The following is a 16,473-nucleotide window of genomic DNA, read 5'->3' on the forward strand; positions in this document are numbered from 1 at the left end:
AGGGCCCTGCGGCCGCGCTCGTGGTCTGGTCGCACCGCCGGGCTCGCAGATCCCGCCTACGCCTCGACCAGGATGGTGAACGGGCCGTCGTTGACGAGCCCCACCCGCATCATCGCGCCGAAGCGGCCGGTCGAGGCCGTCACCCCGCGTTCGCGGATCGCCTCGACGACGGCTTCCACGAGCGGTTCGGCGACAGGGCCCGGGGCGGCTGCGCTCCATGACGGCCGACGGCCCTTGCGGGCATCGCCGTAGAGCGTGAACTGTGAGACGACCAGCACCTGGGCGCCGGAGTCGACGACGGAGCGCTCACCGTCGAGGATCCTCAGCTCGCAGATCTTCCGTGCGATCGTGGCGGCCTGGGCGGGGCCGTCATCGTGCGTCACGCCCACCAGCGCCAGCACGCCTTCGCCCTCGACGGAGCCGATCACCTCGCCATCGACCTCGACCTGAGCACCGTCGACCCTCTGGAGCACTGCACGCATGCTCCGATGGTGGCACACGGCCCCGGCCGACGGACGCGAGCGCTCAGTAGGGCTGGATCGTGTCGATCCGGCGCTCCTGCGTGGGGGATTCGTCGCCGGGGGTCGCGGCGGGGGCGCCCGGGGCCTCCGGGGCCTCTGCGGCCACCGGGTGGGGGAGCCGCGCAGCAGGAGGCGGGGTGGAGGACGCCGACTGCGGCAGCGCACCGGAGGGAGAGCCGCCTCCGGGCTGCGGAGGTGACCCTGCCAACGACTGCGACTGCGACTGCGACTGCGACTGCGACTCCGGCTGCACCTGGGCCTGCGGCTGCGTCCCGTCCTGCTCCGCCGGTGCCGGCGGCTGCGGAGCGACCCCGCTCGGGCTGTCGGGGTCAGCAGGCTGCACCGGGGAGGGGATCTGCGCGGCGGGGCCGCTCGCGGCGGCGATGCGCTCCGACTCCGCCGCACGGGCCTGGGAGACCCATTCCTCGGCGACCCGCACGATCGCCTCGGTCGCCGCTTCCCAGGAGGCCTCCTGCTGACGATGCGGACCGGTGGCCAGGGAGAGGACCACGCCCGCGGAACGCAGGGCGAGCTCCGTGGGGTCCACCCGATCGGCAAAGACGGTGCGCCAGCTGTGGATGGCCCCCTCGACGCGCTCCTGCATCGTCCGATCGATGCGCCCGGCATTGCCGTAGTCGGCGAGCACGCTGAGATGGGCGAGCAGGCAGGCGAGGTCGTCGGACCGTCGGCCGGGACCCACGGTGTCGATGTCGAGCAGCCCCACGACCTTCCCGTCCTGGACGAACACCTGGGCCTCGTAGAAGTCACCGTGGACCACGTCGTGCGGGCCCATGTCGATGCGCTGCTCGAGCGCGCCCAGACCCTCCCGGATGGTGCGCACCAGCGCATCCAGCCGCGGGCCGAGGGACGGGACCGAGGAGCTCACGATCCCTGCGTAGAAGTCGACCGAATCGGTCCATGGGGGCCGCAGGGGCAGCGTATACATCGAGGCGGGGAGCCGGTCCAGCAGAGCCACGAGGTCCTCTGCCCGGCACGCGTCCACGCCCTCGTCGATCACCGCGCGGGCGAGCGGCCGGCCGGGCAGCTCCTCGAGCACGACCAGCCCGTTGTGATGGGCGACCACCGCGGGGACCGGGACGCCGGCGGCGAGCAGACGCTGGTGACGCTCGACGATCTCCTCGCTGCGATGGGGCTGCATGACCTTCAGGAAGACGGCGTGATCACCCTGGCTGGCGCGCAGCACCGCGCGTCGGCCGGGACGATAGGAGACCACGTCGATCGCGATCGGGACGGCGGGATCCGGGCCCAGCGCGACTCCGAGATCGTGCAGGGTGCGACCCACCACATCCGGGTAGCAGACCAGCGGGAGCATCGGGAGCCAGGGGTCGTGGGGGTAGCGCCACACGCGGACGTTGATATCGCCGTCGGTCATCACCAGCGTCTGCTCGGCGACGTAGAGGTTCTTCTCGCGCTCGCCGATGTGGGCGCTCGCCCCGAACAGCTCCTCGCGGGCGGGAGCCTGCGGGCCGTCGAGCTCGGGCCAGGAGACCATGGTGCGGTACAGCGCCTTGGTGCTGCGGCCGGGACGGTGGTCGACATGATCGAGCTGCCAGCTGTGCAGCACGCCGCCGGAGTTGCCGACGGCTGAGCGGAGCAGCCCGCCGGCTCCGGGCCCGGTGAGAAGCTCCGAGCCGTCCTGCGTACGTGACATGGGGTGAATCCATCTGCTCCGAGAGGTCATCGGCGGACAGCGCCTACGATGCGTGCATGGCTGATCGTACCGATAACCTCACCAGCGGGAACCTTCTGGGAATCCCGGAGACCCGTCTTCCCGACGATTTCATCGACGTCCAGGTGGCCGCCGAGCTCGAAGAAGGCGATCCTCGCGACATCGCCGCGCGTCACCCCGAATCGCCCCTGGCATGGGCCACCCTCGCGCAGGACGCCCTCAGCGACGGCGACGAGGTCGCCGCCTACGCCTACGCCAGGACCGGGTACCACCGCGGGCTCGACGCACTGCGCGGCGCCGGATGGCGAGGCCAGGGCCCGATCCCCGCGTCCCACGCTCCCAACCGCGGCTTCCTGCGGGCGCTCGCGATGCTCGGCGAGACGTCGCGCCGTCTGGGCGATGACGTGGAGGGCGATCGGGTCACCGAGTTCCTCCGCGAGGCAGATCCCAGCCTGCTGGGCTGACTCCCAGGGGCTCCTCCTGGCTGTTCAGAGGTTGCCCCCGGATTCCCCGGGGTCGATCTCGACCCGCTTCCGCGCCGGAGCATGGCGCACTTCACCGCCCGCACCTCGTCCAGGCGAGGTGCGGGCGGTGCTTGGTACGATCCACGGGTTCGATCCGTCAGTGCTCGTTCCGTCACTGCTCGTTCCGCTGGTTCCCGCTATCCCCCGTATTCCAGGAGTTGCCATGCCCGCCGTCGTGATCGTCGGAGCCCAATGGGGTGACGAGGGGAAGGGCAAGGCCACCGACCTCCTCGGAGAACGAGTCGACTACGTCGTCAAGCCCAACGGAGGCAACAACGCCGGCCACACGGTGGTCGTCGGAGACGAGAAGTTCGAGCTCAAGCTCCTTCCCGCCGGGATCCTCTCCCCTCAGGTCACTCCGGTGATCGGCAACGGCGTGGTGGTCAGCCTCGAGGCGCTCTTCGAGGAGATCGCGATGCTGGAGAAGCGCGGTGTGGACACCTCCCGCCTGCGGATCAGTGCGAGTGCCCACATCGTCGCCTCGTACCACCAGACCCTCGACAAGGTCACCGAGCGCTTCCTGGGCAAACGCGCCATCGGCACCACCGGTCGCGGCATCGGCCCGGCGTATATGGACAAGATTGGCCGCCTGGGTATCCGGGTGCAGGACCTGTTCGACGAGTCGATCCTGCGTCAGAAGATCGAAGGCTCGCTGCGTCAGAAGAACGAGCTGCTGGTCAAGCTGTACAACCGCCGCTCCGTCGAGATCGACGGGGTCGTCGAGGAGCTGCTCTCCTACGCCGACCGCCTGCGCCCGATGGTGGTGGACACCACCGAGCTGCTGAACTCGGCGCTGGATCGTGACGAGGTCGTGCTCATGGAGGGCGGCCAGGCCACCTTCCTCGACGTGGACCACGGCACCTACCCGTTCGTGACCAGCTCGAACCCGACCGCCGGGGGCGCCTGCACCGGAACCGGCGTCGGCCCCACCCGCATCGACCGGGTGATCGGAATCGTCAAGGCGTACACCACACGCGTCGGCGCCGGGCCGTTCCCCACCGAGCTCGAGGACAAGTGGGGCGAATACCTGCAGACGACGGGCGGTGAGGTCGGCGTGAACACCGGCCGCCCTCGCCGCTGCGGCTGGTACGACGCCCTGATGATCCGCCACGCCGTGCGCATCAACGGCTGCACCGATCTGGTGCTGACCAAGCTGGACGTGCTCACCGGCATCGACGAGGTGCCGATCTGCACCGGCTACGACGTGGACGGCGTGATCCACCGCGACATGCCCATGACGCAGACCGAGTTCCACCACGCGGTGCCGGTCTACGAGACGCTGCCGGGCTGGAGCGAGGATCTCTCCGAGGCACGGACGTTCGACGAGCTGCCGGAGAACGCACGCAACTACGTGCTGCGCCTCGAGGAGCTCGCCGGCTGCCGGATCAGCGCGATCGGCGTCGGCCCGGACCGGACCGCCACCATCGCCGTCCACGACCTGCTGCCCTCGGGAACCCGCTGACGTGGTCACCCGACGTACCGATCCCGAGGCCGGACGCAGCGCGCTGGCCGCGTGGGCCGTGGGTCCCGAGGCTCCGCGCGCGGTGCTCGCACCCGCCGTCCGGCACACCTTGGAGCTGTTCGCCGAGGAGTTCCCCGGCGGAGCCGTGGAGCTGCGGGTCCCGCCGTTCGCTGCGGTCCAGGCGATCACGGGGACCCGACACACCCGGGGCACCCCGCCCGCCGTGGTCGAGACCGACGCCGGCACCTGGCTGGGTCTCGTCAGCGGCGAGCTGACGTGGGGAGATGCCGTGGATGAGGGGCGCGTCCGCGCCAGCGGAGAGCGCAGCGACCTCTCCGAGCTGCTGCCCCTGACAGGCCCCCGCCGCACCGTGCGCACCGCGCGGGAGCAGGCGGCGGACGGAGAAGACGGAGAACAGGAGCCCCGATGAGCATCGCCGTGGAGATCGCCGTCCAGGATCTGGCGGGCCTCGAGACCGCCGCGCTGAGCGGTGCGGATCGGGTCGAGCTGTGCGTGGACCTCGCCCGCGGCGGGACCACCCCGCCGCCCGAGTTCGTCGCTCAGTGCACCGAGCGCGCCGCGGCCATGGTCGCCGCCCGGGATGCCAAGCCGCATTTCGACGTGCACGTGCTGATCCGCTCCCGCGCCGGCGACGACGACTTCCTGGGCCGGCCCGCGGAGTTCGCCTACACCGCGCAGGAGATCGAGGAGATGGCTCGCCAGGCCGAGCAGACCGTGCTCGCCGGTGCTGCCGGAGTGGTGCTCGGCGCGCTCACTCCTGACGGAGCCCTCGACATCCCCGCGATCGAGACGGTGCGGGATGCCGCGCTGCGTGCCGGTCAGTCGGCCGTGCGGGGCGTGATGCTGACCTGCCATCGGGCGGTCGACGCCCTGCCCGGCACCGAGGCGCGGGTCGACGCGGTGCGCACGCTGCTCGGCCTCGGTTTCCACCGGGTGCTGAGCTCGGGCGGCGCCGTCCGAGCCCTCGACGGCGCCGAGGACCTCGGGGCGATGGTCGACGCCGGCGAGGGCATCCTCGACGTGTGCGCCGGCGGGGGAGTCCGCCCCGCAGACATCGCCGACCTCGTGCAGCGCAGCGGGGTGGCCGACGTGCACCTCTCGGCGCGCCGCCGCCCCGGAGCTCCCCGCGAAGCGGAAGCCCCCGATACCCAGACCGACCCCGCGGTCGTGACCGCCGCGGTCGATGCCGCAGGAGTGCTGTGAACGACGACGACATCAGGAACGACGACCCGGCCGATCCGGAGAACCAAGCCGGGGGCGAACAGGCGGGCGTGACACCCGAGGCGACGCAGGAGGCCCCTGCGGACGAGCAGTCGCAGGACACCGCTGCGGACGAGGCTGCGCAGAAGACCGCTGCGGAGGAGAGGTCCGCCGTCGCCGGCTCGACGAGCATCTATGTGCGCCGTCGACGGACTCCGGCCCTGGGGTTCTGGGTGACGCTGGCCATCGCGGTCCCCGCGGTCGTGGCCCTGCTGATCTCGCCGCTGTTCGACTTCGTGGACGCCACCGGTGTGCTCAACTTCATGCTCACCTCGGCGGTCTTCATCGGCGTGCCGCTCGCGGCCATCGCCGCCGCGATCGACGCCTTCCGCCATCGCTCCTCGGGCCCACGAGGACGCTGAGCGGCAGGTCAGGGACGTCATGGGGCGTCCTCGGGTCACGAGTCCCCACGCTGGGAGCCGCCCGGCGACACTGGCGCGTGCACGTCCCCGACACCGAGGGGCGGGTCTCGTCCCGCTCACGGACGACGGGTCGACGGCGGCGGGCTCTGTGTCATCATGGTGCGGTGGCACGCGGCGACGGAAATCTCTCCCACGACCTGCTCCCCGGCGAGAAGGGCCCGCAGGATTCCTGCGGCGTCTTCGGCGTTTTCGCCCCGGGTGAGGATGTCTCGAAACTGACCTACTACGGTCTCTACGCCCTGCAGCATCGAGGGCAGGAATCGGCGGGCATCGCAACCTCCGACGGCTCCCAGATCCTGGTCTACAAGGACATGGGCCTGGTGTCGCAGGTGTTCGACGAGGCCTCCCTGGAGGCGCTCCAGGGTCATATCGCGATCGGGCACACCCGGTACTCGACCACCGGCGGCTCCATCTGGTCCAACGCCCAGCCGACGCTCGGCCCGCGACCGGACGGCACGGTCGCGCTCGCGCACAACGGCAACCTCATCAACACCGAGGAGCTGCAGGCGCTGATCGGTGAGCGGCACGGCATGCCCCGCAGCGGCGAGCTCGCGCGTGGCAACACCACGGACACCGCGCTGGTCACGGCGCTGCTGAACACCGAAGGGCCCCTCGAGGACGCCCTGCGCGAGGTCCTCCCGCGTCTCGCCGGCGCCTACTGCTTCACCCTGATGGACGAGACCGCGCTGTACGCGGCGCGCGACCCGCAGGGGATCCGTCCGCTCGTGCTGGGTCGGCTCGAGCGCGGCTGGGTGGTGGCCTCCGAGACCGCCGCTCTGGACATCTGCGGTGCGAGCTTCGTGCGCGAGGTCGCCCCCGGCGAGATGCTCGTCATCGACGAGCAGGGACTGCGCTCCGAGCAGGTCATGCCCGCCAAGCCCAAGGGCTGCGTCTTCGAGTACGTCTACCTCGCCCGTCCCGACACCCGCATCGCCGGCCGCAGCGTCAACGAATCGCGCGCGGAGATGGGCCGCCAGCTCGCCCGCGAGCATCCCGTGGAGGCCGACCTGGTCATCCCCACCCCGGAATCCGGAACTCCCGCGGCGATCGGCTACGCCCAGGAGTCCGGGATCCCGTACGGCCAGGGCATGGTCAAGAACGCCTACGTGGGCCGCACCTTCATCCAGCCCTCGCAGACCATCCGCCAGCTCGGCATCCGGCTCAAGCTGAACCCTCTGCGCGAGGTCGTCGCCGGCAAGCGCCTCGTCGTCGTCGACGACTCGGTGGTGCGCGGCAACACTCAGCGCGCCGTGGTGCGGATGCTGCGGGAGGCCGGCGCGGCCGAGGTGCATGTGCGGATCTCCTCGCCGCCGGTGCGCTGGCCCTGCTTCTACGGCATCGACTTCGCCTCCCGGGCGGAGCTGATCGCCAACGGCCTCGGGATCGAGGACATCGCCCGCTCGCTCGGCGCGGACTCGCTGGGATACATCTCCGAGGAGGGGATGGTCGCCGCGACCACCCAGCCCGCCGACTCCCTGTGCACCGCCTGCTTCTCGGGGAAGTACCCGGTGACGCTCCCCGAACCGGTCGCCCGTGCCCAGGGCATCATCACCTCGGGAGAGGACAGCTCGTCACAGGACGAGAACCGCTCCATCGCCGTCGGGAAGGACGCATGAACACCACGGACCCCACCGCCCCCGCGATCACCTACGCCGATTCCGGTGTGGACACCGCCGCCGGCGATCGCGCCGTCGAGCTCATGAAGGAGGCCGTCTCGGCGACCCATGGCCCGCAGGTGCTCGGAGGGATCGGCGCCTTCGCCGGCCTCGTCGACGTCAGCGCGCTGAAGGACTACCGGCGTCCGCTGCTGGCCTCCTCGACCGACGGCGTCGGCACGAAGATCGCGATCGCGCGCGAGATGGACGTGCACGACACCATCGGCCGCGACCTCGTCGGCATGGTCGTCGACGACATCGTCGTGGTGGGCGCGGCACCGCTGGCCATGACGGACTACATCGCGTGCGGCAAGGTGGTCCCCGAGCGCATCGCGGACATCGTGCGCGGCATCGCCGAGGGCTGCCGGGACGCGGGCTGCGCGCTCGTGGGCGGCGAGACCGCCGAGCACCCTGGCCTGATGGCCGCCGAGGACTACGACGTGGCCGGCGCAGCCGTCGGCGTCGTCGAGGCGGACCAGCTGCTGGGACCGGAGCGCGTGCGCCACGGCGACGTCGTGATCGGGATGGACGCCTCCGGCCTGCACTCCAACGGCTACTCGCTCGTGCGTGCCGTGATCGGCGCTCAGAACGTCGCCCTGGACACCCACGTCGAGGACTTCGGTCGCACGCTGGGCGAGGAGATCCTCGAACCCACCCGCATCTACACCGCCGACATCCTCGCCGTGCTCGCCGACCCGCGCACCGCAGGCGCTGTCCACGCGCTCAGCCACGTCACCGGTGGTGGCCTCGCGGCCAACCTGGCTCGCGTGATGCCGCGAGGCTCGGCCGCACGGGTCGAGCGCTCCCGCTGGGAGCCGGGCGCCGTGTTCTCGCAGATCTCGCGCTGGGGTTCAGTGCCCCAGCTCGATCTCGAGGGCACGCTGAACATGGGGATCGGCATGGTCGCTCTGGTGAGCGCGGAGCAGGCCGACGCCACGATCGCCGTGCTCGCCGAGCGGGGGCTCGGTGCACGGGTGATCGGCGAGGTCGTCGGTGAGGACTCGCTGCCCGAGCCCGGGTCGACGCTCGAACGGGTCATCGCCGGCGCCAAGGGCGTCGAGGGCGGATCCGTGCTCCTGGCCGGACAGCACCCGGGCTGGGCCTGAGGAACGGCTCCGCAGACAGTTCGAGGGCCGACCCGGAACGGGTCGGCCCTCGAACATGGTCACGGGTCCAGCCGATGAGTGCGGACGATGCTCCTGCGTCCCGGATCTGCGACGTCCCCGGTACTGTCCGGAGGATGCTGCAGCTGCGGGTGCGTCCTCAGCGACGATGGGCGGACGGTGCGTCCTCGTCAGCCCAGTCGTCGTTGTTCTCGGCCAGGTCCTCGCCGTCGGCAGACGACTCGCTCCGCTGAGACTGCAGCTCTCGTTGCAGCGCGGTCAGGTCCGTCGGCGGGCTGTAGTACTTCAGGTCCCGTGCCACCTTGGTGTGCTTGGCTTTCTGTCGGCCGCGACCCATGGATCTGACCCCCTGTGCGTCGGCTGCCGGGTGTTCTTGTCGACCCGGAAGATGGCATTGATTCGGAACCCAAGAGTACATGCAAGGTCTCGCTTCCGGCGAACCCCGGGCACCCGGACGTGCCCGACATCCCTTCATAGGCGTCGGGCCGGTGGAGAGGAACGACCTCGATCTTGGGCCGACCCAGGCCAGATGTTTACCAGTGCCGCGCGGTGACCGTCTAGGCTTTTGACACTTCGCGTCGTATGTTTCTGGGACGTGACTCGTCAGTAGGCCGTGTCCGCGGCCGCGGAGGAGCACCGCGCCACTCCATCCGGCGCGCTCTCCTGGACCTCCAGCTCCGAAAGGCCGCAAGCACATGAACGGATCTCCGGACCCCGAGCGTGAGAGCGCCGACACCGGCGTGCCGCCCGGCGCCGAGCTGATGACCCCGGCGCAGGTGGCCAAGATGTTCCACGTCGACCCCAAGACCGTGACACGCTGGGCACAGGCCGGGAAGCTGACCTACATGCGCACCCTCGGCGGCCATCGCCGCTACCGTCGCGACGAGGTCATCGACCTGCTGCGGAACAGCACCGACGACGAGTGAGCTCGGACACGGTCCTCGGCGAGGGGTATTCGGCGATCCGGCTCGAGCTGGGGTCCGACGCCGAAGGGCCGGTGGTCGCCACCCTCATCCACCGGGACCGGTCCGACGACAGCCGGGAGCGGTCCGGGGACGATCGGGCGCGGTCCGATCACGAGGAGACGAACACCGAGGGTGGCGCCCGAACGGGACGCTCGGGAGAGGAGCTTCCTCCCGTACTGGTCCTTCACGGCTGGTCGGACTACGTCTTCGATCGCGGCCTGCTCGAGCATCTCGGAGCGCGGGGGCATGACGTCTGGGCGTTGGACCTGCGCAAGCACGGTCGCAGCCTGCTGCCGGGCCAGACGCCCACGTCGGTGGACCACCTCAGCAGATACGACCAGGAGATCGGACAGGCGCTGCGCATCATCGGCCGTGACCGGCCGCCGATCCTGCTGGCCCACTCCGCCGGTGGCCTGATCGCCGCGCTCTGGGCGCAGCGCCGACCCGGGACGGTCCGTGGGCTGGCGCTGAACTCCCCCTGGCTCGAGATGCACCTGGGGCCGGGCACACGCACTGTCGCGTCGAGGCCCGTCCGCCTGCTCGCGGAGCGGCTGCGGGCACGGCCGATACTCCCGCCCGGCTCGACGCACTACGCCCGCACCACCCACCGCGACTTCGGCGGCCGGTACGACTACGACCTCTCGCTCAAACCGCCCCGGGGACACCCTTTCCCGGCGGATACCTTCGCCGCCGTGATGGACGGGCAGCGTCGCCTGCGGGCGGCCGGCCCGCTCACGATCCCCGTCCTCGTGCTGCACTCGACCCGCACCAGGATCGGCACGCGCTTCACCGAGGGCATGCGTCGGGCGGACTCCGTGCTCGATGTGCGGAGCCTTGCTGCGGCCGCCAGCAGGTTGGGCCCGCAGGTGCGCATCGAGGCGATCGAGGGAGCTCGCCACGATGTCTTCCTCTCGGACGCCGACGCGCGTGCCCGCTCCGTGCACATCCTCGATGACTGGTTGGAGTCGATCGGTCCCTGACCGCCGACGACGAGCGCCGAGGAATCCTCGCAGTCCTCGCTCGCGCTCTCCGCCGCTCTCCGCGTGCACCCGACGGATCCACACGCCTGAGTATGACGACGAGGGGGATCCTGGCTCGGGCGCTCCGTGGCCCGGCGGGGCAGGATCCGGCCGAAGTCAGCTCTCGCGGCGGTCAGGCTCCTCGGCGGGGGACGGCCGGGAGCGTGAAGGCGATCGCGGTGCTGACGGCACCGGCCACGAGCGGCACCACCAGCGTCGTCACCAGCATCAGGAGCATCGCGGCGGCGGCGTCGGCCGCTCCGACCCCCAGGGCCACCAGGGCGGCAGCACCGACGGTCTCGGCGATGCCGGCCCCGCCGGGGGTGATCGGGACCAGCGAGATCACCCGTCCCAGCGCGAACACGGCCACCGTGAGCAGCAGTGGGACGTCGGCACCGACGGCGTGGATCGCCAGCAGCAGCGCCGTCCATTGCAGAGCCCGTGCGGCGAGCGTGGGGAGCAGCAGCATGAGCGGCCGCTGACGCAGCATCTCCACCAGGGCGTTGCGCTGGGTGAGGATCCCGGCGGCGACGTGCGCGGGCACAAGGCCGTCCAGCCGTCCGAGGATCCCGGCCAGGGATCCCCGCCGCAGCACGACCACGAGGAGGGCGAGGGCGACCATGGCACCCAGCACGGCGATCAGGGCGGCCCAGAGCGCGCCGGGCAGGGACAGGCCGGTGATGCCGAGCGTCGAGCTCACGGCGTAGGCGCCCAGTCCCAGGAGGGGGACGAGGATCGAGGTGGTCACCATCTCGACCAGCGAGGCGGCGATGATCCCGGTGAGGATCACCGGGATCGTGAGGCCCGCGCGGCGCAGGATCCACCCCATCAACCCGAGACCCAGCACGGACCCGCCGGGCAGGGCGAGACCCAGTCCGGCAGACGCGGTGTGCCCGAGCAGAGCGGAGGAATAGCGGGACCCGGTCACGGCAGTGCGCACGGTGACCGTCTCGAGCACGAGGGCGGCGGCCCCGAGCAGCGTCACCGCGGGCACGGCCCAGACGGGAGCCCCGGCGAGCGTGCCGAAGATCTGCGCCCAGCTCGCGCCGGTCGCCCAGGGCAGCGCCCAGATCAGCACCACGAGCACCAGTACGAGCGACAGGGCGCCGAGCACGATCTTCGAGGCGGGGATGCCTGGGCGTTCGGCGAGGTCGAGGTCTGCAGGCACCCAGGGGACGGCCGACCCGACGGAGCCGACGGAACCCGCAGTGTCGTGGCGCTCCTCGAAACCCGCGGTGCCGTCGCGCTCCGCGGAGCCCTCGGATCCCTCGGGGCCGGATGCACCGGACGAGCCGGACGAGCCGGCCGCGCGTGGGAAGTCGGGGGAGCCGTCGGATGCCGCTGACATGCGGCGATTCTCGCATGTGGGGGAGGGCAGCTCTCAGGTGCGTCCCCGTATCGTGGAGGCATGTCCTTCGTGCTCTCGGTTCTCGTCGTCCTCCACCTGCTCTCCTGGGCCGTGGCGCTCGGGCTGTGGGTCGCCGCCGCCGGCACCCGGCAGCCGAACAAGGCGATCGCCCACGCGTCCGCCACCGCCCTCGTGATCGGCATCGTGATGATGGGGCTGTCCATGGCCACCGGTGGCACCGGTCATCTGTGGTTCGCCCTGAAGCTGCTGTTCGCGGCGATCGCGGCGATCTTCTCCGTCGTGGCGATCAGCCGCCGCGAGGAGACCCCTTCCCTCGTCTGGTTCGGCATCCCGACCGCGATCGTGCTCAACGTGATCGTCGCGGTGTTCCGCATCGGCGCCTGACCCTCCTCGGATCGTGCGGATCCATCGATCCTCCACCGACGTCCCGCCGTCCACACCGGACCTGGCGGCGCACGCGCTGTCGGGTCCCGTGCCTATCCTGGAGACCTCATGAGCTCACTCTTCGACGATCTCTCCCTGCCGGACTCCTTCCGCCGCCTCGACGGTGTGAAGGTGACCCCGTCGACCTCGCAGCACGACGGGGCCGACGGGCGCGATGCGCTGTCCCGGGGAGGGAGCTTCACTGGACAGCTCACCGAGGAGGAGCCGCCTCCTGAGGAGGAACCGCCCTACGAGGACGAGCCTCCTTACGAGGACGAGCCGCCGTTCGACGAAGCGCCTCTGCGCCGCGACGCGCAGCCTCTCGGGGACGGTCCGCACCCTGCAGAGCTCGCAGACCGCGAGTCCGTGACGCCCGGACCCTGGATGCCACGCAGAGTGGATCCGGCGATCCTGTCCGAGCTCGCCGACGGCCTGAACCCCGCTCAGCTGCAGGCCGTCGAGCACCGCGGCAGCCCGCTGCTGATCGTCGCGGGCGCCGGCTCCGGCAAGACCCGTGTGCTGACCCGTCGCATCGCGCACCTGATGCGTTCCGGGGAGGCGATGGCCGGGGAGATCCTCGCGATCACCTTCACCAACAAGGCCGCCGCCGAGATGCGTGAGCGCGTCGAGGAACTGGTGGGCCCCGTCGCTCGCAGCATGTGGGTCTCGACCTTCCACAGCGCCTGCGTGAGGATCCTGCGGCGCGACGCCAAGGCCGCCGGGCTCAAGAGCTCCTTCACGATCTACGACAGCGCCGATTCGTTGCGCCTGATCACGACGATCGCCAAGGATCTCGAGCTGGACACCAAGAAGCACGCGCCGCGCGCCCTGGCCTCGCGGATCTCCTCCTTGAAGAACGATCTCACTGATCCGATCGACTTCGCCGACCAGGCCGAGAGCGCGAAGAACCCCTTCGAACGCACGCTCGCGCGGATCTACACGAACTACACCGAGCGGCTGCGGCAGGCCAACGCGGTGGACTTCGACGATCTCATCGGGCTGACGGTGACGCTGCTGCGGGAGAACCCGGGGATCCGCGAGGGCTACCGTCGCCGCTTCCGACACCTCCTGGTGGACGAGTACCAGGACACCAACACCGCCCAGTACCAGCTGGTCCGCGAGCTGGTGGGGGAGGACCCGCGCGCCGACCTCACCGTGGTGGGCGACTCCGACCAGTCGATCTACGCGTTCCGCGGTGCGACGATCCGCAACATCGTCGAGTTCGAGAAGGACTTCCCCTCCGCGCGCACGATCGTGCTCGAGCAGAACTATCGCTCCACCCAGAACATCCTCTCCGCGGCCAACGCGGTGATCGAGGAGAACCAGGGCCGGCGCAAGAAGAACCTGTGGACCGACCACGGTGAGGGCGACAGGATCACCCTCTACGTGGCTGACGACGAGCAGGCCGAGGCCCGCTACATCGGGCGCCAGATCGACGCGCTGGTCGACGACGGCCGTTCCGCCGGGGACATCGCGATCTTCTATCGCGCCAATGCGCAGTCGCGTGCCCTGGAGGACCAGCTGATCCGGGTGGGCCTGCCGTATCGCGTGGTCGGCGGCACGCGCTTCTATGAGCGCCGTGAGATCAAGGATGCAATGGCCTACCTGCGGGTTCTTGCCAATCCGGCCGACGAGATCAATCTGCGCAGGATCCTCAACGTCCCCAAGCGCGGTATCGGCGACCGTGCGGAGGCGGCGATCGCGATGCTCGCCGAGCGCGACCGGATCAGCTTCGGAGAGGCGCTGCGGCGGGCCGAGGAGGCTCCCGGAATCGCGACCCGTTCGCTGAACGCGGTGCGCAGCTTCGTGGCGATGCTCGAGGACCTCCAGGACATGGCCGAGCGGGGCGACGGCCCGGCAGAACTGGTCGAGGCGATCCTGCAGCGCTCCGGCTACTACGCCGAGCTGCAGGGGAGCGATGACCCGCAGGACGAATCGCGCTTGGAGAACCTCGCCGAGCTGATCAGCGTCGCCGCGGAGTTCGAAGCGCAGACGGAGGCCGCCGACGCCGCGGCCAGCGAGTTCGAAGCCCTCTCCGAGGACGAGGACGAGGACGCCGCCGCGACAGTCACGGAGCCTGCCGCAGCGGCGGGCATCGCGGTCACTGCGGAGGCGGACGGGACTGCAGCTGCGCAGCCGGACGCGGAGGCCCGGCCGGGAGCCGACGTCGCACCGGGAGCCGACGTCGCACCGGGAGCCGACGTTGCGCCGGATGCAGCGTTGAACGCCCCGGACGACCCTGAGGCCTCGCTGGTGGACCGCTTCTTGGAGAAGGTCGCCCTGGTGGCCGACGCCGATCAGATCCCCGGCTCCGAGGACCAGTTCGTCACCCTGATGACCCTGCACACCGCGAAGGGCCTGGAGTTCCCGGTCGTCTTCCTCACCGGGATGGAGGACGGCACCTTCCCCCACAACCGCACGCTGGGGGATCCCGACGAGCTCGAGGAGGAACGGCGTCTGGCCTACGTGGGCATCACCCGTGCCCGCGAGCGGCTCTATCTCACACGCGCCCAGATGCGATCCACCTGGGGACAGTCCCAGTTCATGCCGGGCAGCCGGTTCCTCGACGAGATCCCCGAGGGCGTGCTCGACGTCGCCCGGGCCGGGTCCTCGCTGAGCGGTGCCGGCTTCGGCGGCTCCGGGTCGAGCAGCTACGGCGGTGGATTCCGTTCCGCGGGCGACCAGCGCGGCCCGTCCTTCAGCGGAGGACTCGGCGGCGGACGCAGCGATGTGAAGCGTCCCAGCCTCGGTTCGGGGCGCAAGCCGGTCTCCGCGGCGCAGATGCCTCAGCTCGCCGTCGGCGACCGTGTCACCCACGACACGTTCGGGATGGGCTCGGTCACCGAGGTCTCCGGCCAGGGCGAGAAGACCCAGATCGAGGTGCAGTTCAAACCGCCCCACGGCACCAAGCGCCTGCTGCTGCGCTACGCGCCGATGACGAAGCTCTAGCTCCGCGAGGAGTCCTCGGCCGCACCGTCCGGGGCAGCTGCCGGCACGACCGCTGCCACCAGCTCGACCTCGATGCCCTCCGGGTCCTCGCCGTACCAGGCGGTGTGGTCCGGCCCGCCGGCGTGCGGGTACGCACCGCTGAAGAGCTCGGTCCAGCCGTGTGCCGGGGCCTCGGCGCGCAGGGCGTCGAGCTCTGCGCGGGATCTCACGGTGAACGCGACATGGTTCATCCCGGGGCCGCGTCGCTCGGAGCGCCGTCCCAGCGTGTCGGGGGACTGCTCGAGCACGAGGTAGGACCCGTCGTCGTGACGCCAGATCCTCCCGGTGTCCCAGCCCGGGACCGGCTCCGCCGTCCAGCCCAGCGTGGTGAGCATCCAGTGCCAGCTCGGCGCGGTGACTGCGAGGGCAGCGGTCCACAGCTCCAGATGATGCAGACCGGCGCGTGGCTCCGGGACGACCGGCACCAGCTCGCGGAGGAAGGTCCGTGCGGGGTGCTCGACCGATCTGTCGAGGGCGGCGAGGGGTGCGCCCGTCGGCCTATATCCGAGGTGCTCCCAGAAGCCGACGGGGTCCCGCTCTCGGGGACCCTCAGTCTCTTCAGTCTCTTCAGTCTCTTCAGTCTCTTCAGTCTCTTCGGTCTCCGCGGTGCTCGGGACGCCTGGGGAAGCGGCCGTGAGCGTGTCGGTGCGCAGGCGCCGTACCCCGTCGGCCCGCAGCTGGGCGACCACGCTGTCGTGCAGGAGCCGTCCCAGCCCGCGGCCCCGGGCCGAACCGTCCACCAGCAGCAGGGAGAGGTGGGCTGTTCCCGGCGCGGGCCAGTGGGAGACCGTCTCGCAGATCCCGCGCAGCGTGCCCTCCGCGTCGAGCAGGCCGTGCGTGCACCTCGCCCCGGACCCCTCAAGCGGGACGCAGGGGCCGAGCAGGCCGAGACCGTCCTCGATCGTCGCATCGCGGCGCCTCATCTCTCGGCGGCAGTCGGAGGAGCGGCGCAGAAGGGCGTGCACGGCGTCCGCATCGTCGGTGGTCAGCGGGCGAACGGTGAAGGCCATGGCCGGAGTCTAGGTGGGCG

At 70.8% G+C, this 16,473-nt stretch carries 16 protein-coding genes; 11 read left to right on the plus strand and 5 right to left on the minus strand.

Translation table 11 applies throughout. The annotated features are described in order from the left end of the window. Positions 1 to 56: 56 nt before the first annotated feature. Complete coding sequence (dtd, locus tag CIK71_RS04335) at positions 57 to 482, minus strand: D-aminoacyl-tRNA deacylase (RefSeq protein WP_096163941.1); 426 nt, start codon at positions 480 to 482, stop codon at positions 57 to 59. Positions 483 to 525: 43 nt separating this feature from the next. Beyond that, positions 526 to 2,193, minus strand: a complete 1,668-nt coding sequence (locus CIK71_RS04340; protein ID WP_096163942.1) for a phosphotransferase — start codon at positions 2,191 to 2,193, stop codon at positions 526 to 528. A 56-nt stretch (positions 2,194 to 2,249) separates the two neighbouring features. On the opposite strand from CIK71_RS04340, the gene CIK71_RS04345 reads away from it, so the two are divergent. The 7 genes from CIK71_RS04345 (at position 2,250) to purM (ending at position 8,661) form a co-directional block, all read left to right on the plus strand. Next, complete coding sequence (locus tag CIK71_RS04345; RefSeq protein ID WP_096163943.1) at positions 2,250 to 2,675, plus strand: DUF3151 domain-containing protein; 426 nt, start codon at positions 2,250 to 2,252, stop codon at positions 2,673 to 2,675. Positions 2,676 to 2,898: 223 nt separating this feature from the next. Then, positions 2,899 to 4,197, plus strand: a complete 1,299-nt coding sequence (locus tag CIK71_RS04350; RefSeq protein ID WP_096163944.1) for an adenylosuccinate synthase — start codon at positions 2,899 to 2,901, stop codon at positions 4,195 to 4,197. A gap of 1 nt (position 4,198) precedes the next feature. Then, positions 4,199 to 4,627 (plus strand): sterol carrier family protein, encoded by a 429-nt coding sequence (locus CIK71_RS04355; RefSeq protein ID WP_096163945.1) that lies wholly within the window; start codon positions 4,199 to 4,201, stop codon positions 4,625 to 4,627. Beyond that, positions 4,624 to 5,421, plus strand: coding sequence for a copper homeostasis protein CutC (locus CIK71_RS04360; protein ID WP_096163946.1), 798 nt, complete (start codon positions 4,624 to 4,626; stop codon positions 5,419 to 5,421). Before CIK71_RS04355 ends, CIK71_RS04360 begins: the two co-directional genes overlap by 4 nt. Beyond that, complete coding sequence (locus CIK71_RS04365) at positions 5,418 to 5,840, plus strand: hypothetical protein (RefSeq protein ID WP_096163947.1); 423 nt, start codon at positions 5,418 to 5,420, stop codon at positions 5,838 to 5,840. Before CIK71_RS04360 ends, CIK71_RS04365 begins: the two co-directional genes overlap by 4 nt. Positions 5,841 to 6,004: 164 nt before the next feature. Beyond that, positions 6,005 to 7,516: an amidophosphoribosyltransferase gene (purF, locus tag CIK71_RS04370; protein ID WP_096163948.1), complete on the plus strand. Its 1,512-nt coding sequence runs from the start codon at positions 6,005 to 6,007 to the stop codon at positions 7,514 to 7,516. Next, positions 7,513 to 8,661, plus strand: coding sequence for a phosphoribosylformylglycinamidine cyclo-ligase (gene purM, locus CIK71_RS04375; RefSeq protein ID WP_096163949.1), 1,149 nt, complete (start codon positions 7,513 to 7,515; stop codon positions 8,659 to 8,661). Before purF ends, purM begins: the two co-directional genes overlap by 4 nt. Positions 8,662 to 8,818: 157 nt before the next feature. On the opposite strand, the gene CIK71_RS04380 is transcribed toward purM, so the two are convergent. Continuing rightward, the gene (locus CIK71_RS04380) at positions 8,819 to 9,016 is read right to left on the minus strand and encodes a DUF3073 domain-containing protein (protein ID WP_096163950.1); all 198 of its coding nucleotides are present in this window, start codon (positions 9,014 to 9,016) and stop codon (positions 8,819 to 8,821) included. A gap of 358 nt (positions 9,017 to 9,374) precedes the next feature. Here CIK71_RS04380 and CIK71_RS04385 point away from each other — a divergent pair, with 358 nt between their 5' ends. Beyond that, positions 9,375 to 9,605 carry a BldC family transcriptional regulator gene (locus CIK71_RS04385; protein ID WP_096163951.1) on the plus strand — a complete coding sequence of 77 codons (231 nt, stop codon included), beginning with the start codon at positions 9,375 to 9,377 and terminating at the stop codon, positions 9,603 to 9,605. Beyond that, entirely contained in the window at positions 9,602 to 10,624 is a 1,023-nt protein-coding gene (locus tag CIK71_RS04390; protein WP_096163952.1) for an alpha/beta hydrolase, read from the plus strand. The genes CIK71_RS04385 and CIK71_RS04390 overlap by 4 nt, the downstream gene beginning before the upstream one ends. Positions 10,625 to 10,796: 172 nt before the next feature. Here the strand turns inward: CIK71_RS04390 and CIK71_RS04395 are convergent, their stop codons facing one another. After that, positions 10,797 to 12,011, minus strand: coding sequence for a lysylphosphatidylglycerol synthase domain-containing protein (locus CIK71_RS04395; RefSeq protein ID WP_241964145.1), 1,215 nt, complete (start codon positions 12,009 to 12,011; stop codon positions 10,797 to 10,799). A 60-nt stretch (positions 12,012 to 12,071) separates the two neighbouring features. On the opposite strand from CIK71_RS04395, the gene CIK71_RS04400 reads away from it, so the two are divergent. Together CIK71_RS04400 and CIK71_RS04405 are read left to right on the plus strand one after the other, a co-directional pair. Beyond that, the gene (locus CIK71_RS04400) at positions 12,072 to 12,416 is read left to right on the plus strand and encodes a hypothetical protein (RefSeq protein WP_096163953.1); all 345 of its coding nucleotides are present in this window, start codon (positions 12,072 to 12,074) and stop codon (positions 12,414 to 12,416) included. A 108-nt stretch (positions 12,417 to 12,524) separates the two neighbouring features. Further along, positions 12,525 to 15,404 carry a UvrD-helicase domain-containing protein gene (locus tag CIK71_RS04405; protein WP_096163954.1) on the plus strand — a complete coding sequence of 960 codons (2,880 nt, stop codon included), beginning with the start codon at positions 12,525 to 12,527 and terminating at the stop codon, positions 15,402 to 15,404. Here the strand turns inward: CIK71_RS04405 and CIK71_RS17445 are convergent. Further along, positions 15,401 to 16,453, minus strand: a complete 1,053-nt coding sequence (locus tag CIK71_RS17445) for a GNAT family N-acetyltransferase (RefSeq protein ID WP_114355761.1) — start codon at positions 16,451 to 16,453, stop codon at positions 15,401 to 15,403. The two genes, CIK71_RS04405 and CIK71_RS17445, sit on opposite strands and share 4 nt — an antisense overlap. Positions 16,454 to 16,473: the final 20 nt, after the last annotated feature.

Source organism: Brachybacterium alimentarium, assembly GCF_002332425.1.
Lineage (GTDB): Bacteria > Actinomycetota > Actinomycetes > Actinomycetales > Dermabacteraceae > Brachybacterium > Brachybacterium alimentarium.